We start from the raw sequence: 23427 nt of genomic DNA on the forward strand, positions 1-23427 counted from the left end.
CACCGAGGTGGAAACGGCGACTGGCCCACATCCGCCTCGGCCAACTGCGCATAATCCGGGCCTGAGCATAATTTCGTCCCAAAGCGAAGCCTCTGAGCGCCCGCTCGGCAGCATTGTTCGTGAGGCAAATTCTGCCGTCGTCGAGGAAGCCGGTAAAGCGGTCCCTGCGCCTGAGCAGATAATCGATCGGCTTGACGACCGAGGCCGAGCGGGACAGCCGCGAGCGCTCATCCCGCAGCCATGCTTCCAGAGCCGTCAACAGAGACCGGCTCTGTTCCTGCCGCACGCGCAGGCGTTCTTCCGCGTCGAGGCCGTCGATGGCGCGCTCGATGTCGAACAGCGTGTCGATGCGCTTGACGGCTTCGAAGGCAATGGGCGAGATGCCGGCGCCTGTCGACCACGCCGGGCATTGGCGGCGATGTCGGCCAGCTCGAAGAACTGACGTCTGGCGTGGCTCCAGCACAGCGCCGGCGTGATCGCTCCCTGGGTCCGCGACGGATCGTAGAGCGCATTGTAGCCACTGTAGGCATCGGCCTGTAGAATGCCGGCGAAGCCTCGAAGATGCCGCTCGGGATGCTCCTGTCGTCGATCGCGCGAGGCGTAATAGAGCGCCGCTGGCGGCGCACGGCCTCCAAAGGGCCGGTCGTCGCGGACTAGGTCCAGATGTGGCCGGTGACGGTCTTGCCCTTGGCCAGGATAGGCACCGTAGTATCATCGCCGTGCAGGCGCTCGGCGGCCAGAACATGGGCTCGATCAGCTCGTGGAGCGGCTGCAACGCCCTCGCGCAGGCGCCGACCTGGTCGGCCAATGTCGAGACACTCAGATCGATGCCTTCGCGGGCGTAACGTTCACTCTGGCGGTTGAGCGGCTGATGCTGGCCGAACTTCTCGAACAGGATCATCGCCAGCAGGTTCGGCCCGGCAAAACCGCGCGGCGTCACGTGGAAGGGCGCCGGCGGCTGCGTTATCTTCTCGCATTCCCGGCATGAGAACTTCTCGCGCACGGTCTGAATGACCTTCCACCGACGCGGCATCACCTCCAGCGTCTCGGTGATGTCCTCGCCCAGCTTCGACAACTTTGGAGAGCCGCAGCACGGGCAGCTCTCGGGTGCGGCAATCACGATCCGCTCACGCGGCAGGTGCTCCGGGAATGGCTTGCGCGACGGCGGCTTGCGCTCAAATATGCGAACCGTCTGGCTCCGGGCCGCCGCTTTCTCGGCAGCCAGTTCGTCCTCACTGGCCACCGCCTCCAAGTCCTCGAGCTGCAATTCCATCTGCTCGAGCAGCCGCGCCTTGCGTTCCGAACGGCTGCCATAGAGCTCGCGGCGCAGCTTTTCTATCTCTAGCTTAAGGTGGGCGACCAGGGCGGCGTCGGTGGAGCGCGCCGCCTCGGCCGCAATGCGCGCAGCACGTTCCGCCAGGATCATCGCGTGGGCGGCGGCAAGGTCGGACGGCAGCGAATCGGCAGCGGTGTTCACAACCCGAGCGAATCATGACCGCCGGCGATTTTCAAAGGCAAAATCTCATCCAACCGACGTTGGACGCCACGTTTCTTGCGGATTTCGCCAGTCGATGCCGGACAACAGATAGCCGAGTTGCGCCGCCGAGATCGTTACCGCGCCATCGGCAGGCGACGGCCACAGAAAGCGGCCTCGCTCCAGTCGCTTGGTGAACAGGCATGCCCCCTGGCCGTCGTGCCAGATCACCTTCAAGAGATCACCCCTGCGTCCGCGAAAGCAGAACAGATGGCCGCCCAAAGGATCGCGCTTCAGAACCTCCTGGACCTGCAAAGCCAAGGACGGGAAGCATTTTCGCATGTCGGTGTGGCCGGTCGCCAGCCATACCCGAACACCGCTCGGAACCGGGATCATCGCTGATCAAGAACGTCAAGAACTCGACCCAGCGCATCGGCATCCACCGTCCGGTCCACCCGAACGCAGCGCCCATCACCGAGGTCGATTTCAATCAACCCGCAGGCGCGGCGGGAAGTCCGCGGGCTAGCCTCACTCCTAGCGGCCACGTCGCCGCTCACGGGCCGCTTCGTATCCGCTTCGCTGATCGTGACCGGGACAAATCCCGTTTCCGCCCCGCCGCCCCCAAGACGGCCCTCCCGGACTTGCCGTCGCCAACTGAACAAGAGGCTATTTGCAATCTCGTGCCGCCGCGCCACGTCGCAAACAACAGTACCGGGCGCGAAGCTTTCCTCAACGACCCGGATCTTGTCCTCATGCCGCCAGCGCCGGCGCCGTTCGGCACCCAAAACTTCAATCTTCATCGACCTCATGACCTTAAGCATAGACTTAAGGTCGCAGATTCCGACGAACCCCCTCAATCACGCAAGACGGCCTCCGCCGGATGGATACTTGAAGCCAGACTTTGATGTCACAGTGTCTGGCGCGAAGCTGACCGGGAAGGCCGAGCTCGATCCTTGGCTGATAGGCGGAGGTGTCACCTATCGTTTTTGATAGCAAAGGCTTTAGGCAGCCGAGCTACGTCAAGGGCGCTCTCGTGCGCCCTTTTTTCGTGGCGACCCGGAGAGACACTCATCTCTGTTGTCCCCGTGCTTGAGGCCTGCAGTTAAGCGCTACCGTGGGTTATTGAGTCCGAGACAAAGGCTTGCTATCCCCAACAGCGGCGTTCAGAAGACCTGCCGGAATGCGGTCAGGCAGATCGAACGACGCTTCCAATTCGCCTTCGAACGAGGGGCACCGAGACAGGTCGTCACCAGCTTGGCGGTGGCAGCGAGAAAGGCACCACGCCGGCGGCGCGAAGCCAATGGCCAATATTGGATCAACTCTTCCGCCGACGAAGGGATTCGGTTCAGAGGAGCCGACGCGGGCGGTCAGGCGCGCAGCCGTGCAGCGACTATTTGGAAATCGTGGTGTCAGCCTGTTTGTCGGGCCGAACCAGATCGATGTGGCTGACACCGAGGGCCAATGCGAGTTCATAGATCGTGATGATCGTTGGATTTCGTCGGCCTTTCTCCAAGCCGCTGATGTACTGCTGACTGAACCCGGAAATTTCGGCAAGCTGTTCCTGCGTCAGACGCTTCCGTTGCCTGATCCTCTGCACATTCCGTCCAACCAACTTGCGCATGTCCATGCACGCAAGCCAGCGGAATGCGCAGCTTGAGTTTATCAACTATATTATGTAATCCCCATTTAGAGGACGGAGGGCTTCTCGGGGACCGTTATCGGGAGATAGAATTAGCGATGGTACACCCTGGATCGAATACCCCGATTGCCGACGAGGTTCCTTGGTCTGAAGGCCTTACCGCCTACGACAAGGCGCACTTTACCACTTACATGAGGCTCCTGGACGCCTCAGCCGATGAGGCACCCGAAGAGGAAATGGCCCATCTGATCCTCGGCATTGATCCGGCACTTGAACCGGAGCGCGCCAAGAAGGCGCTTCGCAGTCATCTCGACCGCGCGAACTGGATGGTGACGACCGGCTACAAGGAATTGTTCGCCAGCTGACAAATTGCGCAGTGCTCGGTTATTCAAGCACGCAATTCCTGTGGCAGCTAGTGGTCAGCCTGCGGCCGCCCTCGGCGGCGGCTGATCGGGACCTGCAGGACAGACGTCGAGTGGCTGCAGAAAAGACCCGGTGGCAACCACAATTTCGGTTCATAGGAATCGGGTTTTTGGCAACTCGGAGGGTCTGACGTGACAAAAGGATTCCGCTCCGTCTGGATAGGTAGTAACGGGAGAAGCACGTCATCGAAATGCCACCCCGTACCGATACTCGACTAAGAAGTGCCCAGGTCTTCGCTAAAAGCCGTATATTCGAATAGCCCCGCGCCTGAACCGACGGTTCGAGCTTGAGTCGGCACGTATCCGACGCGCTATCCTCGTAAACGATGCGACGCGCGACTAGCTCGTCGGCGACGAAACACCAACTTGAGCACTTGGACTGCGAGACCGACGTGGACTGGAAGAATACGGCTGCACCGCGCCTAACCGAGCCCGCGGAACAGAAGGTCTTAGCATCCAGTCGACACCGGATACAAATGCGCGCCACCGAAGGGGCCCGAGCACAAGCGGATCAAAACTTCTCAGAGAATTGAGGACCCTTCTGACCCCAAAAGGGCTATGGCCTGATTTTGGGTGCGCACGCCTAGCTTCTTCTTGGCATTGTCCAAATGAAAAGCGATGGTGCGCGGCTTGATGCCCAAGATGCGGCCGGTCACCCAGGCAGAATTACCGCGCGCTGCCCAACGTAGGCACTCATATTCGCGGGATGTCAGCAGAATCCCATCCACTGTTCGATCGCCCGGCAGTTTGCGGCGAACGCAACGATGAAAACAAGTCGCAATCAGCTGAAGAGCTTGTTCATATCGCTCAGCGACCCGAAGAAATACCGGACGAGGCTCATCGGCGGCAAAAGTAACAGCGGCAATGCGGTCGCGTAGATCGACAATCGGGATCGTCAAACCGCAGCGGATGCTGAATTGAGCCGCCTCATCGAACAGCTGCTGTTGAGCCGGCGTCATCTTAGCACCGCACAAATTCGATCCCCACTGAAACGGGCAGCCGCCATTTCGAGCACGCAAAACCACAGGATCCAGTTTCTCATACCGCTTTTCCAGATACTGTCTGGTCCAGCGAGATGGATAATTCGAAATTAGCCTCGGCTTGCCGGAAGGTCGTGATGGCAAGGACAGGTAGGCAAAGGAGAGTAGGTCAAGTCTTGCGGCCGCCTCGGCCATGGCATCCCGGAAATCTGCCTCATCGACACTTTGTGACAGTCTTTCAAGGAATGTCTCGAAAACAAGTGGCATGTTCCTCGTCATCGTCGCGCTCGATTCTTCCTCTTTCTGCACGCCTTCCGGCTGCGTCGTGTATGGCCCGACAAACGTAATTGACTTCGCGGGCGTCGCTGGGCTGACCAGGCTACAAATGCTGCCACACTACGATCTTCGCCGATCATCCCATCACGCTGGGCTCGTTCAATGGCCGTCTGGCAGACGCTTCAGGACCTTTCAATAGCTCAACCAGAGAATCTCCATGGATGAAATCATGACCGCCCCTGCACCATCCAAACAGGAGAAATCATCCTGCGCTGGCCAAAGCCATCATTGACCCAGTTCTTGCGGTAGGAACTTGGGTCGGCACGAGCATGAAAATTCGGACAGGCCGGTCATCCCCACCCCGGCGCCCGGAACGCAGTCGTTGTGATACTTTCTTACATTGACCGGCAGATCCTCTCAACACCGTTGACATGTGTGAGGGAAAATATTTTCTGCGTTGCAGCGCTATGGAACCGGCGGCCGTGGCCCGCTGCAATGGTGTAAAGTCGCGCCTAAGCTCAATCGGCATCCAAACATGCAGATCATCTTTAGCAAGTCCCGATTCCGGACGGGCCATAATGATCCTGATGGGGTGGGTCAGAAAGGGCGCCCCGCCGGCGGGGAGGTACACCGGCAGGGCGTGCCGCACAGAGGCCCTGGTCGTTGGGCAACAGGACAGCGGCGGCAGAACTGAGTCGGTTACAAATTGTGACTGAAGTAGTGCGGTGCATGCTCAGGATCAGATATCTGGACAACAGTTTCGGTCTGCTCGGCGCAGTAGGACGCAGTTAAACCCAGCGTCACCAAAGGAGGGTCGCGCTAACGACAGCCAGATGTCGACGCCTGGCACGTGCAGAGTTCTTCATTCGATGGCATCATCACATTCCTAACTGGGACATGGCTAACTGGGGACTCCCTCCCCCGCGCTCGCAAGATCATAAGGCACCCTCGGCCTTCAGCGCGCGATAGGTCGTATCGACCGACTTCGCTGTCGCGTCGACAATGATGTCGATCTCTTTTCGGGTAATGATCAGAGGTGGCGCATAGCCGAGGATGTCGCCATGCGGCATCGCCCGTCCGATGACACCATTCTCAAAGAGAGCAGCTGCAGTGCGCATACCGACCTGAAGGTTGGGTTCAAATGGTATCCTTTGTTTTGGGTTCCGCATCATCTCGACTGCGGACAGGATACCCACTCCACGAACTTCACCAACGATAGGATGTCCCGCCAGCTCGGCCTTCATCCGGTCTTGCCAATACGGTCCGACATCTCGGACATGCTCCAAGATATTCTTTTCTTTAAGCAGTCGAATATTGGCGAGCGCGGCTGCAGCACAAAGTGTGTGACCCGAATATGTCCAGCCATGACCGAGTGGGCCGTGCTTCTCAGTACCTTGCTCCAAAACCGACCAGACACGCTCGCCAATGATCGACCCGGAGATGGGGAGGTAGGCGGAACTCAGACCTTTGGCGACGGTCACAAAATCCGGACGCATGTTATACAGATGGGAACCGAACTTCTCGCCAGTTCGCGCGAAGCCGCAGACCACTTCATCGGCGATTAGAAGGATATCGTATTTGTCGAGCACGCCTTGAATCGCCGTCCAGTACCCTGTGGGGGGCGGCACAATACCTCCTGTCCCAAGTACCGGCTCTCCGATAAAAGCTGCAACCGTTTCCGGTCCTTCGGCCAGGATCAAGGCTTCAAGCTCATCGGCACAGCGCCTGGAGAACGCTTGCTCACTTTCCCCGTCATGCGACTGCCTATAATGGTGCGGCGTCGTCGTATGGCGCACCAAGTCCAAAGGCAGGTCGAAGAAATTGTGAAAGAAGGCAAGGCCGGTCAGGCTACCGGTGACCAGCCCAGATCCGTGATAGCCGCGATTTCGGGAGATGATCTTTTTCTTTTCGGGCCGGCCGAGGATATTATTATAATACCACACCAGCTTGATGTTGGTTTCGTTCGCATCGGAACCGGAGAGGCCGAAATAGACCCTTCGCATGTTCCGTCCGAAATACTCGACCACGGCCTCTGCCAAAAGGGCGACGGGCTCCGTACCTTGGCTGGCATAGACGTGCGCGAACGGCAATTCGTGTGCTTGCCTGGCAATGGCGTCGGCGATCTCTGTGCATCCATATCCCATGTTGACGCAGTAGAGCCCTCCGAAACCGTCGAGGCTCCTTCGGCCTTCGGTATCCCAGATATAGACGCCCTCCGCACCGGCGATAATCCTATTTGGCGTCTCGCCTCGGGTGTGCTTGGCCAGATGCGTAGAAGGATGGAAGACGAAGCTTCTATCCTTCTCTCGCAGTTGCTCGGTTCCCAGATTGCTCAAGCGCATGTCCCTCTCCTCGCGATACAATGGCAGAGGCATTAGGCCGGCCAGCTCGTTAGCAGTATACCGGAAACATCTCTTGAGTTTCGCGGGAATGCACGTTTTTGGCCGATGAATTCGCGGAATCGGGATCAGATGCCGTGGAAATCAGGCTTGGGGGGGTGTACCTTAGCCAATGAGCGGACCCCCAGGCCGTCGTGCTGACACAAGGTAATCACAGAACTTGCGCGACATAGGTGAGGAATGCGTCGCCGTTCTCCACAACGAGACTTTTGCACCTACTGCCTAAGCAGCCAGTCGCCCAGAAGTCCGGGATCCATCCGCGTCGACCGCTCGGTCTATGCCGCTCCAACCATCTCGCCCAGTGTGATGTCTTTATGCTGCGCGCATTAACCAGCCCGATGATTGAGCCTTGTGCGCATGGAAACTGGAACCAGGTCGGCTGACGCGGCGTCCACGCGCGGATATCCGCCCTGCGAACAACGGATGCGGCGCGTTCTAACGTGCTGCCCCACCAACATGCCCTCAGCCGGAGCCTACAAGACCGCCATCCAAGATTCGCTCTTGTATCATCGACCTGATCAAAGTGGATTGCATCACCAGCAGTGGCGCTCGTTACACGCAAACGCGTCGTCGGCTCCAGGACGTGCTTTAGGTTTTCTTGCATATACGTCTGGTCGGGCTCGCCACGGCTCGACACCGGTATCTTCACACCAGTAGACTCTTCCGTCGTTAAGCCAGAAATGGCTTAGGCACCCTTGGTTCTCCAAACAGAGGGATTCAACGTTGGCCGGCCCTCCACGCTCACCTCAATGCGCCACCTGGGGTTATGTGGCGGATGCGTTGGTAACGAAACCACATCGCCACACCCACAGGGGCACCTAAAGAGTGCCCAGTACGGTCGGCCTTTGTGCACGACGCTGATGAACTGTCCCGGCCGAACCGTGTGATTCGTAGGCGTTTTTCAACCACATCACTGCGCGCGAAAAATATGTCCGCGAGGGGTGCCTCAGAAGGATTTCGGTCCTCGGATGTTTGTGGACTGCGTGGGCCGAGAAAGAATCTTAACAGCCAAGACCACATGCGAATTAACACAGCTTGCCGAGTGACGGCATGCTGAGCCGGTAGCCATTCTCCGGCGCGAGCAATAAACCATGTGGACCGCAGCAAAAACAATCTGCGTTGTCCTTTGGCATATTGCTGTTAAATTACCATATGCACGAAGTCGTACCATATATCGTCGCGGCGAATGTCGCTCGGAAGCCGCCGATAGTGGCGCACCATATCAAACAATGTCGCTACGGCCATGTCGGCAGTCGCACTGGTGAAGGGCCCGACTCCGGGCGCCCGCTCCCCGCCCCCGACCAGATAGTACTCTTCCCGGAGCGTCTCTGGATCCAGCTCCACCAGATTCGGACGCGCCTTCAGTGCACTCTCGTAACTGAGCTTTTCGTCGGTGACGACGCCTTGGCATCTTAAGCACCCACCGGATTCGGGAAGAACTATGCTAACCTGGCCTCTATGGTCACGTGAGTACGGCTGACGCTCCTGGTCAAGACCAATCGTGCCGGTGAGCCCGCAGTCGACAAGCCCTTGGCAGTAATAGTACACTGCTTGATTGAGAACTTCTCTTCCAGCGACATCGTCAGTACAGCCGAACACCAGGTCGGCGCTGGAAATCGCATCGACCGCTTCTGGAGACTCGTTCACATACGCCTCAATGGCAACGACAGTCACCATCAGGCCCAGATTTCGTATGTATCGGGCTAAAGTGGCAGCTTTGCTCTCCCCTACATCGCAACGGCGATATCCGCGGACGCGGTTGAGATTGCTATCTTCGAGCAAATCGCCATCGATAATGATGAGTTCGCCAACACCCGCGCGGGCAATGAGTGTGGCGACTGAAGACCCGGTTCCGCCTCCTCCGACGATTGCTACGCGCAACGATCTGAGCTTCTCGTTGAATGGTTCGCCAAAGGCAGCTTCTTGGCGCCTTAGCACTTCCGATGGCGCAGCATCGCCTGTCTTGCTGATTGTTAACTGCGAGCTCCGTCCCGAGCACACAGCATGCCGGACGTCAGTCACGCGGTGAGGGGCCGCACCCGGCCGAACTCTCGCACGCCAATGTCCGTCGGCCAAAATCATCGCAACTAGTGACACCTCAGGGCCGTTGCAGCCAGCGTATCCCCTCAGAATGCTTTGTTCGTTTTGATCATCCTTGGTCGAGAAATCCAGAACGCACCTTGGATGACTATGGGCGAACCCCAGTTCGAGCCGCTCCTGCTCGCAACGAAAGTAGATATCCTGGAACTTGCGCAGATTAATGCGCAAGTGCACCGGGGAACTGTCCAGCACCCAGTCGCCATCCATCTCAATCACGTCAACAGCCACGAAACGCGCTGACGGCGGCAGACCCAGTACAGTTCTCTCCATTTTGCGGAAGAGAACCAGCGCGCCGCGCTCGTCACCATCAGGGTGCCCGGTCAACCAGCTCTTGAGCCTATTGTCGAGAGAACCGGCAATCGAAATCCGATGTCCGTTCATGAGCGCCTCGCGTCAGGGTACTTAAACGCCCACGAGATCCGGTCAATAATAGTCTGGACGTCGTCGACCTTTGGTTTCCAAGGATTTTTATGCCAGTGTCTGGACCACCGGCAAAACACTGTCCCGTTGTGCGTACGCGAATCCTCATTGGGACCAGGCCCGCCAGTATTTGGTATTGGCTTGCCGTCAGCCCGTTGGAGGCGTGGGTGGACCCAGAACATGTCGCCACCCGAGCTATTGTAATTCTGCGGAATAACATACAAGATATCTATCGCGCCTGTGGGCTTTCCATCTGCCAGATAAATCGTCGACCGTGAACTATCCGCAAGCCATTGATCTGGCATCTTGATTGAGACGGATAGCGGCTTTGGAATTGCAGTATCTTGTAGTCAGAGTCGAACAACAGAGGCATTTATTCATTTCCGGCTTCGGAACTAGCATCCTGGGCGTAAAATTTTGCAATCCCCGGAGGCAGCAAATCGATTGAGTCACCACGCCCAACCGGCTGACCGGGCTGGCCCGGCCTTTTCAGATAAAGGTCCATGCTATCTGGTATGCTAGGGCCTACGCCTCGCACTTCAGCGCCGGTTATGAACCGGCTGTCCCATTCGTAATTTTCGTTTTCGATTTTGAATTTGAACTTCTCTTTCGGAGCCATAGGCTTCGATCCCTCTCGCAATTGCTCGATTTCCAGGTTGCTCAGGCGCATCATCCTCTTGCCGCGTTTGTTTGAGGGGGACGCCGACCAGCCGCCTCTTATACGGGAAGCGTCCCTTTGTGTTTCACGGGAACGCGCGTGTTTAGCCACGGAATTCGCGGAATGAAGATCCACTCCCGTGGACACCAAGGGCGTGGGGACTTTACCGTTGCCTTAGTGAAGACAAGGGAATCGGCGCATTGGATTTCACGGGTTTGGTCACGACAAGGCTATAATATTGATCGATCCCTAGTCCTGCCTGCAGCAATCCCTCCATGAAATCCTGATAGGTAGCCATGGAAAGGGTTGCGACGCGCATCAGATAATCGATCCGCCCCCCGATGGCCCAGCAATCCAGGATTTCCGGAAATTCTTGAATCGCAGTCTCGAAGTGTCTTTGGTCCTCGAGGCGGTGACGATCCAGCACGACCTCCACCATTACGAAGACGACGCCGCCGATGAGGGCCGGACTCAGCCGCGCGTAAAAGCCCTCAATAATCCCTGCGACCTCGAGTGCACGGAGCCGCTCCGAGCAGGCCGACGCCGAAAGATGAACGCGCTTCGCAAGCTCGCTTTTTGAAATCCGACCGTCTGACTGAATCTCTGAGAGAATCCGGAGATCCCAGGCGTCCAGGCGCACAGGATTGGGTTTCGATTTCATGACCTTGTGCTTTAAAGCCGTTGCCGACAATGGATCGTTACCAACCAACCGAGCCCGTGCCAGGAAGGCTCAAACGCCAATGTTCCGTGCGATGCTGTCCGCCGCCATGCGCTTACGCCACTCAAGAGGCCCGGAATTGTGAATGGAGTTCCCTTCAACATCGACAGCCATGATGACAGGCATATCCTGCACTTCGAATTCATAGACTGCTTCCATGCCCAGGTCTTGGAAGGCAATGAGCCGCGCTGATTTGATCGATTTTGATATCAGGTAGGCAGCCCCCCCTACTGCGATGAGATACGGCGTTTTGTATCTTACGATCGACTCGATGGCCGCCCGTCCCCTCTCCGCTTTGCCCACCATCGCGAAAAGCCCGGTTTCGGCGAGCACCTTGTGCATAAAATCGTCCAAGCGGCTGGAGGTTGTTGGGCCAGCTGGTCCGACGACCTCATCTCTCACGGCGCGCACGGGTCCAACGTAGTAGATAACGCGTCCCTGCAGATCGAACGGAAGCGGCTTGCCGGCGTCGATCAACTCGACCATTCGCTTGTGGGCGGCGTCACGGCCTGTCAGCATCTTTCCGGAAAACAGGAGCGTTTGCCCGCAGCGCCACGAGGCCGTCTCTTCCTTGGTCAGCGTATCAAGTTTGACCCGTCGCACGCCAGTTGGACTCAATTCGTCCGTTCCGATGTCCGGCCATTCGCGCAAGTCGGGCGGCTCCAGACTGATTGGTCCGGAGCCGTCCAAGTTAAACTTCAGGTGCCGGTTAGCGGCGCATTGCGGAATGAGTGCCACGGGCTTGGACGCCGCATGGGTAGGATAGGTCGCAACCTTGACATCGACGACTGTCGTCAGGCCACCAAGGCCTTGGGCGCCGATGCCCAGCGCGTTAATCCGTTCATAAAGTTCAATCCGCAGTGCCTCCTCTGCGCTTGACGCCCCCCTGGCGATCAATTCCGCCATATCGATGGGCTGGTTCATGGCCTCCTTGGCTAGCAGCATCGCCTTTTCAGCGCTACCACCGACGCCAACGGAGATTAGGCCGGGCGGACACCACCCACTGCCAAGCGTCGAGACTGTGTCAACCACCCAATCAGAAACGGACCCGCTGGGGTTCAAGGTGGTAAAGCGTGCCTTGTTCTCTGACCCGCCGCCTTTTGCGGCAATGGTGATCTCAATCTGGTTACCTTGCACAAGGTCAACGTGGACGACTGCTGGCGTGTTATCACGGGTGTTGACTCGCGCGGCGAGCGGATCGGCAACGATCGATGCCCGAAGGGGATTGTCAGGGTCGAGATAGGCCTGACGGACGCCCTCATTCACAAGGTCCGCGAAACTGACCGTTGATTTGATGCGGGTGTCCATGCCGACCTTCGCGAAGACCACCACCAGGCCGGTGTCCTGGCAGATCGGGCGCCTGCCAAAGGCCGCCATGCGGGAGTTCAGCAGAATCTGTCCGATGGCGTTCTTCGCCGCTGGGCTCTGTTCGCGCGCGTACGCCTGCGAAAGAGACCGGATATAATCTGGAGGATGATAGTACGAGATGTACTGAAGCGCGTCGGCGACGCTCCTTGTGATGTCCTTGCCGGCTATGGTCCGTGTTCGTTTATTCACTAAAATTCATCCAAATGAGCCGAGGCCATTCACCATTTTCAGGATTTGGAAGCTTCGCACCCCCTGCTCGCCGCCCTCATATCCATAGCCGCTTTGCTTGACGCCTCCATAAGGCGCGTCCGCGGAAACCCCTTTCAGGTAATTCACACTGACAGCGCCTGCCGAAAGACTATTGGTCAGCTTTCGTTGCGCATCGGCAGCGCCCGTGAAGAAGTAAGCGGCCAAGCCATAGTCAGTGGCGTTGGCCTCCTCGATGGCCTCATCTAAAGTGTCGAAGGGCGCAATCGTGAGGATCGGTCCGAACGGCTCTTCATGCAGCACTCTCGCTTCCTTCGGTACGCCCGTCAGGATGGTTGGCGGCCAGTAGAAGCCCGGTCGGTCGAGCCGGGTGCCACCGGTCTCGATGCGGGCGCCGCGTTCGACCGCATCCTTGATCAGGCGCTGCATGGCCTCGATTCGTCGCCCGTTCGCCATCGGGCCCATGTCCGTTGCAGGGTCGTTTGGTAGCCCGATCTTGATCTTGCGAGCCGCATCCGTAATCCGGGACAAGAATTCCTCATAGAGAGAACGAGCGACAAGAATCCTGCTGGGCGCATTGCAGCTCTGCCCCGCGCACTCGAACTTATATTCCGAAATAGCCGGTATCGCCCTTGCCAGGTCGGCATCTTCGCACACAATGACCGGGGAGTGTCCACCGAGTTCAAGAATGCAACGCTGCAAGTTATTCGCGGCAAGCGTAGCCAGCTGTTTTCCAACAGCCGTTGAGCCAGTGAAAGTCAAGACCTTCACGATTGGCGAACTGAGCAAATGCCGCGATATATGCACCGGCACACCGAACACGAGATTGACCACGCCGTCCGGGATACCCGCTTGGCGCAACGCTTCTACGATATGGGCAGCCGCGCTGGGTGTCTCCTCAGCCCCTTTGAGGATTACCGAGCAGCCTGCCGCAAGCGCGGGGGCGAGCTTGCGGGCCATTAGAACGGCAGGATAGTTCCATGGCGTAAACGCAGCAACGACACCGAGCGGCTCCGGGACGATCATCCTCTTCGGGCCCAACGGAATCGGGGCCGACAGCTCGTCGGCATGCTTGCCGTTCCATTCCAGCGTTTCGACGGAGCGCGAGTATTCACCTGTTGCTTCTGCGACCGTCTTTCCTTGTTCGGCGGACAAATCCCTGGCTGCGGCTCCAATGTTCTCTGCCAAGATAATGGCGGCGGCCATGAGAATTTCACCGCGCTCTTTCGCAGGACGTGCGGACCACGCCCTGCGGCTGCGCTCTGCCGAAGCGAGGGCCTCATCCAGATCCGACACCGTCGCCGAGGCTACCGAGGCAAATACCTTCTCAGTCGCCGGGTTGATCACCGGCAATGTGGCTCGGCTACCACCGGCTCGCCATTTGCCGTTAATGAAGAGCTCGTAGCTCCTGGCGTCGGACATCGCGGGCTCCACTTGTCTGAATTCTGGCCATACGAGCGCCGTTTCGATCGAAACAGGTGAACTCGCTTGAGCCAGTTTCATCGCGATGGTCGCGGCGGGTCAAATATCGAATATTGCGGAAATCCATCTGGAATCCAGATCGATCTGTTCCAATGGTGAAAAAGGTCTGGGCTGTCCTTTTAGATCGGCGCCTATCAGGTCGCGTCAGGAGCCGATGCTGCCCAGGCCCGGCTCTCTATTAACTCTCTGGCGACCTTAGGAATGAGCTTGCGGACTGCGGAGACGGCCGCAGACCGCTCATCCTTCGGATTTACAGCAAGCATAACGTTGCGGGTAATCACCGGATCGACAATCTTGACCGTTCGGACCAGCCCTTGAGAGGCTTCTTTCTGGACGGCCGACGGGGCGAGGATAGAATGAGCTTTTCCGTCTATCACCATGTTGATGATCGTTGAAAGCGAGTCCACTTCAAACTTGACGTCCAGTGCGCAACCGTGTTGTGCGACGACGTCAGCCACCGAACGTCTGACGTTATTATTGTGCATGGGAACCGCAAGCGGAAATGCATGCAAGTCCGCCAGAGATATCGCGTCTTCGAAGGGTGGCGCGCCGGACGGAACCACCAGACAAAGGTTTTCGCGCGCTAGCACCGTCATTCGCCCCACACTGTCCGCGGTGCGGTAAAGAACGGCCAGATTGAAGCGTCCAGCAGCCATCCACTCCTCTAGCGGTCCAGTCATGCCTTCGACCATCCTGAGGGACACCTTGGGCAATTCGTTTCTCACCGACTCAAGCAGCGGGCCGCTTAAGACGCGAGCAGCTCCAGACGGAATGCCAATAGTCACCTCCCCGGCAGGGGAAGCGGCTGTGTTGGTCAATTCCACCTCAGTAAGTCGAATTTCGTTGAGGATCGCCCGTGCCCGCTCGAGCAATTTGGCTCCTGACGCAGTGACGCTGACGCCGGTTCTGTCGCGTATCAGCAGCTGAGTGCCGAAGCCTTCCTCCAGTTGACGCACATGCAGGCTCAGCGCACTCTGGGCGACATTAAGGAAACCAGCGGCCTTCGTAAAACTGCCTGCTTCGACCACGCCGACGAAATATCTTAACTGCCTGATTTCCACCGGTACTCTTCCGAGGGCCAACTCCAATTTATGTAATCTATCTCGAAATGCGATGGCGCGACAGCAATAATTGTGCCATGCTGCAGAGACCCTCTGGCGAGGCAATTGGAGGGCCGGGGCTTTTTTGTGATGTCTCGTCCGGGCGCATCAGTTGGCGAAGGTCTCAAACCTCCAGCTCGGCTTGCGGGCCCAAGGCAATGATTTCACGAGCCCTTCGAATGATCGGTGCATCGACCATCTTTCCGTCCAAGGCGAAAGCACCTCTGCCCCGCGCCGAGGAATCGGTTTGCGCCGCGACGACACGATGGGCCCACTCGAGTTCTTGTGCGCTTGGCGAGAAAGCCTCATTGAATATGGCCACTTGTGTCGGATGGATCGCCAAAGCTCCAACAAAGCCAAGCCGCCGCGCACGCGTCGCGGCTTCACGAAGTTTATGAGTGTCCGAAAACTCGCCGATGCTCCCTACGAAGCCCAGTGGGAGCAAGCCGGCCGCACGGGCGGCAAACAAAACAGAAAGGTTCGGCGCCAACAGAAGGTCGAACTCAGGGGAGCCGCCGACAGCGGCACTGAAGTCTTCGGGACCGAGTGCCATTGCGACCATCCTGGGATGCGCCAACGCAATGGCCGCGAGCCGTTGCAAGGCGCCCGGGGTCTCGATCTGGGCAAGGAACCGGATGCGTCCCAGCGGAAGATTTCTTTCCCCTTCAAGTTCTGAAACTGCATTCGCGATCTCTAGAACCAACTCCGCCGAATCCGTCTTCGGAAGAACAAGTGCATCGACGCCTGCCATGACGGCTGCATCGAGATCGGCCGCCAGCGCGCGGAAACCACGATTCACGCGGACCAAAACAGAGGTGCGCTCGCCCGCGACCTTTGCCACGGATTTAGAAAGTTGTCGCCGTGCCTCACCCTTCTGATCCTGAGGAACGGAATCCTCCAAGTCGAGAATGACGCCATCTGCACCCCGCTTACGCGCCGTCTCCACATATCGCGGAACGTGAGCGGGAACGAAGAGCAGGGATCTCCAGCGCGGTACAGATATCTCGCTTCCAATGGCCGCCCAGGTGTCCTTGATCATGAAGTCCCCTCTGCGCCCGGTTTTAGCGAGGGCGGTGCCAGTGAGTACTCTTGGCGGCCGATACACCGAGATGACCGGAGGGACACAGGCTCTTTGGAAATCGCGTGCGCACTCACCTTGCCGGGACGCGCTCTCATGCTGATGCGGCTCTGTCGCGCAGAAGCCCCAGGACCTCCTCGCGGACAGCCTGGGTATGAGCGCCAAGAGCCGGAACTGGGCGTAGCGAGGGCTGCTCATAATTGAAAATTGCCGCCGGCGCGATCGTCTCTACGCTTCCTTCAGGCGTGCCAATCTCGACTCTGCGGACATGTGGATGTTTTGAAACATCCGCCACTTCGCTCAGTCGGCCATATGCCAGTCCGGCCGCCTCAAGCTCCTGCATTGCTCCCTGGCAGGATAGTTCAGAGAACCGCCGTTCAATGATCTTATCAAGTTGCGCACGGTGACTGAGGCGCTCCATATTATCGGCAAAACCAAGTGCGCGTGTAAGTTCCGGCTGCTTGAGGAACTTCTCGCAAAAATTCACCCATTCGCGATCATTCTGAACCGAAAAGATGATGTCCTTGCCATCGGCGCAACGATAGGCGCCATACGGCGCCAGTGACGGGTGTTTCACACCGGCGCGTTCCGTGTGGTAGTTGCTATAGTCGTTTTGCAGAACCGGAACATTCATCCAGTCAGCGACAGCATCGAACAGTGACACCTGAATGCTGGTCCCTTCGCCGGTGACCTCGCGGTGATACATCGCCTGAAGAATGGCGCTGTGCGCTGTCATGCCCGCTGAGATGTCACAGACCGAGACCCCGACACGCGCGGGCCCTTGTTGGTTGCCTGTGATCGCACATAGACCTGTTTCGGCCTGGACGATGAGATCATAGGCCTTCAAGTGTGAATAAGGCCCTTTGTCACCGAAACCCGAGATGTCACAGGTTATCAGGCGCGGAAATCGGCAACGCAGGTCAGCAGACCCGAAGCCTAGTTTTTCGATGCTGCCCGGCTTCAGATTCTGGATAAAGACGTCAGCAGCGGCAATGAGCGTGTCGAGGACCTCGCGATCCGCCTCCAACCTCAGGTCCAGACACACCGATTCCTTACCCCGATTAAGCCAGACGAAGTAAGCACTCTGCCCTCGGACCAACTTGTCGTAGCTTCGGGCAAAGTCCCCTTCGGGCCGTTCGATCTTGATCACCCGGGCACCGGCATCCGCGAGCCGAGACGAGGCGTAAGGCGCGGCCACGGCCTGCTCCACGGCTACGACAGTGATCCCCTCAAGAGAGTTCTGCATGCGACACCGCGCCTCTCATCCAACGTTTTTGGCTCGAACTCGACGACGGTTCAGCATCGCCAGCAATCGGTTTTGCTCGTTCCCGACGATGGAATATGCCTCATCGACACCCATTCCGGGCTTCGCAAGCATCATGTCGGCCTGGGTTGCCACCGATACGTGGACAGAGGCCTGGGCGGAGAGATCTGTCTCGGTACAGCTTCCTCCAACATATGCCCCTACCCCATTCTCCTTGCAGATGAGAACGGCGCGCGCCGTATCGACAATTGTGCCGATATCGGGTGTCTTGATTTGGACCAGATGCGTCGCTTTGGCTTCTGCAAAGAGCCGAACATCTTCAAGCGTATTGCATCTCTCATCCACGACAATGCGTGCGCTGGAACCCCGGTTGTCCAAAATAGATACTATCTTGGCGTAGTTCTCAATCTGCGCTTGCGTCGACCCAAAATCCGCAGGAGACTCGATGTTGAGCAAGGAATCCGGGACGGTATCTGCAACCTTGCAGATAAAATCGGCAATGCTTTGCGGCTCCAGACCGATTTCCTGGCCGATCCAGCCGTACACATCGAAATGAAGCACCGGATGATACCCCGGGCGGCCGAGTTCGCGCGTGCGCTTTGCAACCCACTTGACGAAGTCAAGGAAAGTCTGGCCGCCTTGGCCGAATTTCTGCCGTGAATTGATCAGGCCATGGGGAAGCACATCCACCGCCTTCAGGATCATTTTGTCGACATTGATTTCGCGAGCGTCACCGCTTTGGCAGTAAATCGGGACCTTACGTATTGGCAGCGGTAGATCAAATTCACTGCATATGATCTCCGCCATTGTCTTGCGTTGAAGATGAGCCGCTGCGCGAAGGAGCGCCTGGCTTACGCCATACTCAATAGCGAGAGGTAGCCGCTTATGTTCGCAAGGCTCGAGAACCGTCGCACAGGCATCAAGGTAACGAGAAGCATCGGCATCGAGAAGCCGGGGCACCACAACGCGCGACGTCAAATCCGAGATTTGAGCGGTTTCAAACACAGGATCGCGCCCGCCAGCACCAGAGTACTGCACGTTCATCATGTCGCCCCAAACAATGGTTTCGTCGGCGAGGATCAGCCCGATACTGAGCGAAGATGCTGGAATGCGAATTGAATTGAACCCAGGCGTTGTCGGTTCGCCGACATAGATGAAGCCGTCCTGGGTTGCGCCCGAGCCTATGGCAGCTTGATCGTCATAGAAGAATGCGCCGTTGCCAGGCGCAAGGAGGACGTCTTTGATCTGCAATTCGGTCACTCGACTCACCCGGACGGGATTGAAATGGTTCCACTAGTGGCACGCGAGGGCGCAAGCTGCCTTATTGGTAGATCTTCAGCGGCCGCGCAACGAGCGCCACCACTTTGTTGGCGTCGACATGCGCCCCTGATGCTACGGCCAAGACGATGGAGGTTTCGGGCGCGCGGATATCAATGGACTCGGCGGACAGCGAATCTATCGGATGCAGGATACCTATGAGACCTCCCTGCTTCACTTCATCCAGCACCGAGCAGCGAGGTTCGAAGATGCCCGCCGCAGGCGATTTCAACTCATCGGACGGGCGCGTTTCGAGCGTTTGTCCGGACTTTTGTTGACGGAAAGTCGGATACTCGGCCTTTCCCTCAATCAGCCCGAGCGCGATGAGCGCGTTGCGCACTCCAGCCTCGCAGATCGCGAGATTGTCCGCGCCGACCGTGCCGCCGCCGAATTCAGTGCAAACGAATACCTTGCCCTGGTTTTGGGCCGTGATATCAAACATTCCAGCCGTGTCGTTGTGTTGCCAGACTAATGTCAATGGCAATTTGAACGCTTCGGCCATTCTCACCGTCCTGGCCATGAGATCGGGATCGGCAATGGGGTGCGTCGTGGCCGCCGGTGGGAAATGCCACGTTGGTCCGAAGCTGTGCAGGTCAAATACGATGTCGGCCATTGGCAACAATACGCGCGAAACCGCATCCGCGATTCGTTCAGTCACTGACCCGTCGGCGCGGCCCGGAAAAACGCGATTGAGGTTCAACCCGTCGAGGGGAGTATTGCGGCTCCGTGCCTCCACGGCCAATGGATTAAGCACCGGTAGGACGATGACTCGCCCACAGATTTGCGCTTCTGGCAGCCACTTAATAAGCCGTCGCGCAACAATTGGCCCCTCCAATTCATTGCCATGATTTCCGCCGGTGACAAGAAGACGCGGCCCCTCTCCATTATTGAGACTGAAGACCGGGAGTGAAAGCTCCCCACGGTCGGTACCTCCCGGGACAACAAGATACCCCGTGCTCAAGCCGGGCGTATCAGGATCGAACGTAAGATGTGGTGCTTTGCTCATTGTTCAACCTATTTGTAAGTAACGGGCGACCTAGGCGGCGGGATTGCGGTTCTCGGTCTGCACAAGTATGCGCCAGCCGGTCTTCAATTCGCCAATATAATGTCCCGGACGGTACCATCGCGTTCTTAGATGGCGGCCGCCGCCCGGCTTGGTGGAACTACCGCTGCTCCGATGTTCCAAGGAAGAACTGGAACCGTGGCGAATAGCGGGCCTCCCCTCCGTAGACCTAGCACCGACAGCGTACTTGCCCGCCACACAGGCCAGCCCTCAGGGATCTTGCAAGCTTGTGGAGACGTTGGAGCGCTTCATCACCGGTCGAGGGCTAAGGGTCCGTTTTGAAATTCAGGGATGAGCGTTTCTGCGGATAAGATTGCCGCCCATAGCGACGAGGATCATGGCGTGAGAGACGTCGATGCGCTTCTCGTAGTCGAGCACGAGCCTCCGCCACCGCGTCATCAGGTCGATTGCGCAATCTGCCTGGACCTTGCGCACGAGATCCCGGAGCTGCCCGAACGGCGCCCGTCCGCCGAGAGGGCGAAGCGCCACGGCCTCTTCGGCAAAGCGCTCCGCAGGAGCCACGCCGGTCGTGCCATGCAGACCCTGATCAGCAATCTCGCGCGTCCACCGGTCCAGATGCGCCTCGAACGCCGCCCAGTTCTCGAACCGGCGCCGGCAATCGCATTGCGCCTGACGTAGCCGACCCCGCGTTCGTACGCACCCGGCAGGGCGCACAAGCCCGCGGAGTAAATCCCCAGTAGCGGGCAAAGGCGTGCAGCCGCACGTTGAACCGCACCTCGCAAACGCGGTCCGCCGCACAGGCTTGCGAAACGGAACAGTCCCGCCCTCGCGCAGATACCGACGCACCGTGTTGCGCGCGCACCCGAATTCCTTCGTCAGTCGCTTCGCTCCCCAGCCAAGCTCATGCAGCCGCAGCATCGCTGCCATCTCTTCAGGCCGAAGCATCTCCTCTCCCTGCATCGTTCTCGACAATGCAGGAATCGCCGAAATCCCAATCGTCATCCATGCCTCCCCTCATAACCGAGGGGGTCAGTTCTTCATTTCGTCAAGGGGCGCATTGCCTCAAGCAAAATATTACCAATAGTGTCGCTGTTCCGAATGGCATTGTCAGGTGTTGTCATCCCGATTCGGAGGATGGATGGCAAGGCGGATCAGCATGGCGACACGGTCGGAATTGGTGGAAGCAATTGTCGAGCGATATCGGTCGGGGAGCCGAAGCGATAAGCGCCTCATCCTCGATGAGTTCGTCGCGGTGACCGGTTATCATCGCAAGCATGCGATCCGAGTGCTCCGTCATCGCGCGTCGAAGACACCCGGCAACAAGAGGCACACTTCGCTATGGCGGCGATGTTCGCGAAGCGCTGGGTGGTGTTGTGGGAGGCATCGGAGCGGCTGTGTTCCAAACGGCTGCGGCCTTTGATACCTGTCTTGTTGCCAGCTTGAACGGCATGGCCGGCTAGAGCTCGATGCCGCTCTTCGCGGCAAGCTACTGACGATGAGCCCGGCGACCATGGATCGGCTTTTGGCGGAGGTATGTGTTGTGGCTCGCGGCGGCCAGCGTCGGCGAATGAGTTCGGCGGTTCGCCGATCGGTGCCGGTGCGCACCTTCGGGGACTGGAATGATCCGCCGCCCGGTTACGTCGAGGTCGATTTCGTGGCGCATTCCGGCACATCTTCGTCGGGGAGCTTCGGTGCAGACGATGGTGTTGACCGACATTACCACGGGCTGGACCGAATGCGTTCCGGTCCGCACGCGCGACAGCGGCAACGTGATCGTGGCGATCAAGCAGGCCAGCTCGCTCTTTCCCCCTGCTGGGTGTGGACTTCGACAACGACAGCGCCTTCATGAACGAGTTCGTCGTCTCCTAGTGCCGCAGCGAGGAACTGGAAGGGACGCGCTCTCGCGCTTATCGAAAGAATGATCAACCGCATGTGGAGCAGAAGAACGGCGCCATCGTGCGTCGTCTGGTGGGGTATGGTCGGTTTGTCGGCGCGGAGGCGACCGCCGTCCTTGGTCAACTTTATGCTGTGGTGCGGCTTTACGGCAATCTGTTCCAGCCGTCATTCAAGCTTCAGGAGAAGACGCGGATCGGCGCTCGTGTGATCACGCGCTATCATCCGCCAGTTCCGCCTGCGGCCCGTGTCCTTACACATCCGGGTGTGGCCGAGGCCAACAAGCAGCAGCTACAGGCGATGATGGAAACTGCCGATCCCGTGCTGCTGTTTGCTGGTATCCGCGCCGCGCAGGAGGAGCTTGGACGGCCGGTCGATTCGTCGTGGCCTGAATGCGAAGATTGAGGAGCCGGCGGTTATCGATCTCCAGCGCTTCGCCGCGAATCGGAAGACGGCCTGGAAGAGCGGCGAGACACGACCAACGCATCGGCGCCGCATCGGCGAACCAAACTCTATCCGAAGAGACCCAGCATGTACGAGCCGTTCGAGACGCAGATCAAGGCATGGCTCAAGGAAGAGCTGGCGCTCTCGGCAGCAAGTGTGTTGCAACGCCTGACAAAGATCGACCCGTCGCGCTTCAAGGAAAGGAACCTGAGAATGGTGCAACGGCTTGTGAAGGCCTGGCGCATGGAAATGGCTGGGATCATCCTCGATGGCGGTTGGATGAAGAGCTGGCCCCTATCTCCCTCAGCCGCGACGGAGGGAGATAGGGGCAATGTCGGCCCTATCGCGCTCGGTAACATTCCTCGCTGAGGCAATAGGGGGGTCAGTTTCTCAATTCGGCCGACAACGTTGCCTCTATGCCCCTCAGGCGACCATCCCGCATCTCATCCGCTCATCACCTCATCGTTGCCTTCGACGTCACAGCATCTCGCGGCGACGTGGAAGACGGCAAGGGAATATAGCAGAATTCAAGGCCTATTCGATTGGCTATTCCACGTTGACATCGCTGAGGCCGCACCGCTGAAGGTAGGCGCTATCTCCTCGTAGCCATTGGCCGACCCTCGAGATTTCCCTTCACGAACTGACGAGAAAGCACCTACCCGCGTCGCGGCCGACTTCCTGGCGTCCCATAAAGAGGATCCACAGCGTTCTCACCTAAGAGCATAAACTTCGTGGATCCAGGTGGTGAGAGTTGGAGCACTGCCGAGATCAAGGAAATGACGCAAGCAACACTTCCGCGCTCATGCCTTCGAGATGGCTTGTGCTCGCAACGGAATCGATCATCTGCAAGGCCTGGAAAAAAGAGCCCGAACGATTCACACTCCATCCGCTCCGCGCTACCTAACTGCGCTAGGGGTAAGGGGCTGCAGGCTGTTCCTGTTCATCAGCACTCGGAAATGGTGTGATTGACCAACTAACCAACTCGACGGCACGCTGAAGTATCGCCTCGGTCTGAGCAAGGTTGGGCGAAACGGCCATGACACATCCGAGAGAGTCTCGGTAATCACCTTTCCTGACGATAGGCGTGTTGGGTTCAACATAGAATTTGACCTCGGCGACACCTGGTACAGCAGCGGCCAGACTGCCGTTGTCGATCCAATCGAG

Annotated in this window: 19 protein-coding genes and 6 pseudogenes; 5 read left to right on the forward strand and 20 right to left on the reverse strand. The window is 58.3% G+C overall.

Going from position 1 to position 23427, the window contains the following annotated elements; translation table 11 throughout:
* Window positions 1-73: 73 nt before the first annotated feature.
* From tnpC to tnpA, 3 genes and pseudogenes are all read right to left on the reverse strand, one after another.
* Window positions 74-1426 (reverse strand): annotated as a pseudogene (tnpC, locus tag AC0L17_RS32445) (IS66 family transposase); the annotation flags it as partial.
* A 96-nt stretch (window positions 1427-1522) separates the two neighbouring features.
* Complete coding sequence (gene tnpB / locus AC0L17_RS32450) at window positions 1523-1870, reverse strand: IS66 family insertion sequence element accessory protein TnpB (protein WP_473518751.1); 348 nt, start codon at window positions 1868-1870, stop codon at window positions 1523-1525.
* Window positions 1867-2274 carry an IS66-like element accessory protein TnpA gene (gene tnpA, locus AC0L17_RS32455; RefSeq protein WP_473518752.1) on the reverse strand — a complete coding sequence of 136 codons (408 nt, stop codon included), beginning with the start codon at window positions 2272-2274 and terminating at the stop codon, window positions 1867-1869. Before tnpA ends, tnpB begins: the two co-directional genes overlap by 4 nt.
* 85 nt (window positions 2275-2359) lie before the next feature.
* On the opposite strand from tnpA, the pseudogene AC0L17_RS32460 reads away from it, so the two are divergent.
* A pseudogene (locus tag AC0L17_RS32460) lies at window positions 2360-2464 on the forward strand (OmpW/AlkL family protein); the annotation flags it as partial.
* A gap of 400 nt (window positions 2465-2864) precedes the next feature.
* Here AC0L17_RS32460 and AC0L17_RS32465 read toward each other — a convergent pair.
* A complete protein-coding gene (locus tag AC0L17_RS32465) occupies window positions 2865-3101 on the reverse strand; it encodes a helix-turn-helix transcriptional regulator (RefSeq protein WP_473518753.1) in 237 nt (78 codons plus the stop codon).
* Between the two features lie 110 nt (window positions 3102-3211).
* Between AC0L17_RS32465 and AC0L17_RS32470 the strand changes: the two genes are divergently transcribed.
* A complete protein-coding gene (locus AC0L17_RS32470; RefSeq protein WP_473518754.1) occupies window positions 3212-3478 on the forward strand; it encodes a hypothetical protein in 267 nt (88 codons plus the stop codon).
* Window positions 3479-4056: 578 nt separating this feature from the next.
* Here AC0L17_RS32470 and AC0L17_RS32475 read toward each other — a convergent pair.
* The 15 genes and pseudogenes from AC0L17_RS32475 to AC0L17_RS32545 all read right to left on the reverse strand — a co-directional run bounded on the left by AC0L17_RS32475 (window position 4057) and on the right by AC0L17_RS32545 (window position 20928).
* On the reverse strand, window positions 4057-4782 hold the full coding sequence (locus tag AC0L17_RS32475; protein WP_473518768.1) for a LuxR family transcriptional regulator: 726 nt from the start codon (window positions 4780-4782) through the stop codon (window positions 4057-4059).
* Window positions 4783-5726: 944 nt separating this feature from the next.
* Window positions 5727-7133 carry an aminotransferase gene (locus AC0L17_RS32480; protein ID WP_473518755.1) on the reverse strand — a complete coding sequence of 469 codons (1407 nt, stop codon included), beginning with the start codon at window positions 7131-7133 and terminating at the stop codon, window positions 5727-5729.
* A 742-nt stretch (window positions 7134-7875) separates the two neighbouring features.
* Window positions 7876-8070, reverse strand: a pseudogene (locus AC0L17_RS32485) (ubiquitination-like system serine protease family protein); the annotation flags it as partial.
* A 260-nt stretch (window positions 8071-8330) separates the two neighbouring features.
* Window positions 8331-9671 carry a HesA/MoeB/ThiF family protein gene (locus AC0L17_RS32490; protein WP_473518756.1) on the reverse strand — a complete coding sequence of 447 codons (1341 nt, stop codon included), beginning with the start codon at window positions 9669-9671 and terminating at the stop codon, window positions 8331-8333.
* Window positions 9668-10015 (reverse strand): E2/UBC family protein, encoded by a 348-nt coding sequence (locus tag AC0L17_RS32495; RefSeq protein WP_473518757.1) that lies wholly within the window; start codon window positions 10013-10015, stop codon window positions 9668-9670. Before AC0L17_RS32495 ends, AC0L17_RS32490 begins: the two co-directional genes overlap by 4 nt.
* A 68-nt stretch (window positions 10016-10083) precedes the next feature.
* On the reverse strand, window positions 10084-10383 hold the full coding sequence (locus AC0L17_RS32500) for a multiubiquitin domain-containing protein (protein WP_473518758.1): 300 nt from the start codon (window positions 10381-10383) through the stop codon (window positions 10084-10086).
* A 148-nt stretch (window positions 10384-10531) separates the two neighbouring features.
* Entirely contained in the window at window positions 10532-11029 is a 498-nt protein-coding gene (locus tag AC0L17_RS32505; RefSeq protein ID WP_473518759.1) for an Lrp/AsnC family transcriptional regulator, read from the reverse strand.
* Window positions 11030-11098: 69 nt separating this feature from the next.
* Window positions 11099-12643, reverse strand: coding sequence for a fumarate hydratase (locus AC0L17_RS32510; RefSeq protein WP_473518760.1), 1545 nt, complete (start codon window positions 12641-12643; stop codon window positions 11099-11101).
* A gap of 6 nt (window positions 12644-12649) precedes the next feature.
* Window positions 12650-14083 (reverse strand): NAD-dependent succinate-semialdehyde dehydrogenase, encoded by a 1434-nt coding sequence (locus AC0L17_RS32515; RefSeq protein ID WP_473518761.1) that lies wholly within the window; start codon window positions 14081-14083, stop codon window positions 12650-12652.
* 194 nt (window positions 14084-14277) lie between these two features.
* Entirely contained in the window at window positions 14278-15204 is a 927-nt protein-coding gene (locus AC0L17_RS32520; protein WP_473518762.1) for a LysR family transcriptional regulator, read from the reverse strand.
* A 163-nt stretch (window positions 15205-15367) separates the two neighbouring features.
* Window positions 15368-16282: an HpcH/HpaI aldolase/citrate lyase family protein gene (locus AC0L17_RS32525; RefSeq protein WP_473518763.1), complete on the reverse strand. Its 915-nt coding sequence runs from the start codon at window positions 16280-16282 to the stop codon at window positions 15368-15370.
* Between the two features lie 133 nt (window positions 16283-16415).
* Window positions 16416-17567, reverse strand: a complete 1152-nt coding sequence (locus AC0L17_RS32530; RefSeq protein ID WP_473518764.1) for a CaiB/BaiF CoA transferase family protein — start codon at window positions 17565-17567, stop codon at window positions 16416-16418.
* Between the two features lie 15 nt (window positions 17568-17582).
* Window positions 17583-18836 (reverse strand): methylaspartate ammonia-lyase, encoded by a 1254-nt coding sequence (locus AC0L17_RS32535; protein WP_473518769.1) that lies wholly within the window; start codon window positions 18834-18836, stop codon window positions 17583-17585.
* 70 nt (window positions 18837-18906) lie between these two features.
* Complete coding sequence (locus AC0L17_RS32540; RefSeq protein WP_473518765.1) at window positions 18907-19908, reverse strand: succinylglutamate desuccinylase/aspartoacylase family protein; 1002 nt, start codon at window positions 19906-19908, stop codon at window positions 18907-18909.
* 342 nt (window positions 19909-20250) lie between these two features.
* Window positions 20251-20928 (reverse strand): annotated as a pseudogene (locus AC0L17_RS32545) (helix-turn-helix domain-containing protein).
* A gap of 930 nt (window positions 20929-21858) precedes the next feature.
* Between AC0L17_RS32545 and AC0L17_RS32550 the strand changes: the two are divergent.
* From AC0L17_RS32550 to AC0L17_RS32560, 3 genes and pseudogenes are all read left to right on the forward strand, one after another.
* Window positions 21859-22224, forward strand: a complete 366-nt coding sequence (locus AC0L17_RS32550; protein WP_473518766.1) for a hypothetical protein — start codon at window positions 21859-21861, stop codon at window positions 22222-22224.
* 126 nt (window positions 22225-22350) lie between these two features.
* Window positions 22351-22632: a hypothetical protein gene (locus tag AC0L17_RS32555; RefSeq protein WP_473518767.1), complete on the forward strand. Its 282-nt coding sequence runs from the start codon at window positions 22351-22353 to the stop codon at window positions 22630-22632.
* Between the two features lie 40 nt (window positions 22633-22672).
* Window positions 22673-22898 (forward strand): annotated as a pseudogene (locus AC0L17_RS32560) (IS481 family transposase); the annotation flags it as partial.
* 274 nt (window positions 22899-23172) lie between these two features.
* Here the strand turns inward: AC0L17_RS32560 and AC0L17_RS32565 are convergent.
* Window positions 23173-23427 (reverse strand): annotated as a pseudogene (locus tag AC0L17_RS32565) (ATP-grasp domain-containing protein); the annotation flags it as partial.

It is taken from the genome of Mesorhizobium sp. WSM4829, from assembly GCF_055811475.1.

Excerpts from the sequence above, each read along its gene's own strand:
- AC0L17_RS32530 (WP_473518764.1), bottom strand. The coding sequence starts at position 17,567 with ATGCAGAACTCTCTTGAGGGGATCACTGTCGTAGCCGTGGAGCAGGCC.
- AC0L17_RS32475 (WP_473518768.1), bottom strand. The coding sequence starts at position 4,782 with ATGCCACTTGTTTTCGAGACATTCCTTGAAAGACTGTCACAAAGTGTC.
- AC0L17_RS32505 (WP_473518759.1), bottom strand. The coding sequence starts at position 11,029 with ATGAAATCGAAACCCAATCCTGTGCGCCTGGACGCCTGGGATCTCCGG.
- AC0L17_RS32525 (WP_473518763.1), bottom strand. The coding sequence starts at position 16,282 with ATGATCAAGGACACCTGGGCGGCCATTGGAAGCGAGATATCTGTACCG.
- AC0L17_RS32480 (WP_473518755.1), bottom strand. The coding sequence starts at position 7,133 with ATGCGCTTGAGCAATCTGGGAACCGAGCAACTGCGAGAGAAGGATAGA.
- AC0L17_RS32470 (WP_473518754.1), top strand. The coding sequence starts at position 3,212 with ATGGTACACCCTGGATCGAATACCCCGATTGCCGACGAGGTTCCTTGG.
- AC0L17_RS32490 (WP_473518756.1), bottom strand. The coding sequence starts at position 9,671 with ATGAACGGACATCGGATTTCGATTGCCGGTTCTCTCGACAATAGGCTC.
- tnpB (WP_473518751.1), bottom strand. The coding sequence starts at position 1,870 with ATGATCCCGGTTCCGAGCGGTGTTCGGGTATGGCTGGCGACCGGCCAC.
- AC0L17_RS32540 (WP_473518765.1), bottom strand. The coding sequence starts at position 19,908 with ATGAGCAAAGCACCACATCTTACGTTCGATCCTGATACGCCCGGCTTG.
- AC0L17_RS32515 (WP_473518761.1), bottom strand. The coding sequence starts at position 14,083 with ATGTCCGACGCCAGGAGCTACGAGCTCTTCATTAACGGCAAATGGCGA.
- tnpA (WP_473518752.1), bottom strand. The coding sequence starts at position 2,274 with ATGAAGATTGAAGTTTTGGGTGCCGAACGGCGCCGGCGCTGGCGGCAT.
- AC0L17_RS32500 (WP_473518758.1), bottom strand. The coding sequence starts at position 10,383 with ATGATGCGCCTGAGCAACCTGGAAATCGAGCAATTGCGAGAGGGATCG.
- AC0L17_RS32495 (WP_473518757.1), bottom strand. The coding sequence starts at position 10,015 with ATGCCAGATCAATGGCTTGCGGATAGTTCACGGTCGACGATTTATCTG.
- AC0L17_RS32555 (WP_473518767.1), top strand. The coding sequence starts at position 22,351 with ATGTACGAGCCGTTCGAGACGCAGATCAAGGCATGGCTCAAGGAAGAG.
- AC0L17_RS32465 (WP_473518753.1), bottom strand. The coding sequence starts at position 3,101 with ATGGACATGCGCAAGTTGGTTGGACGGAATGTGCAGAGGATCAGGCAA.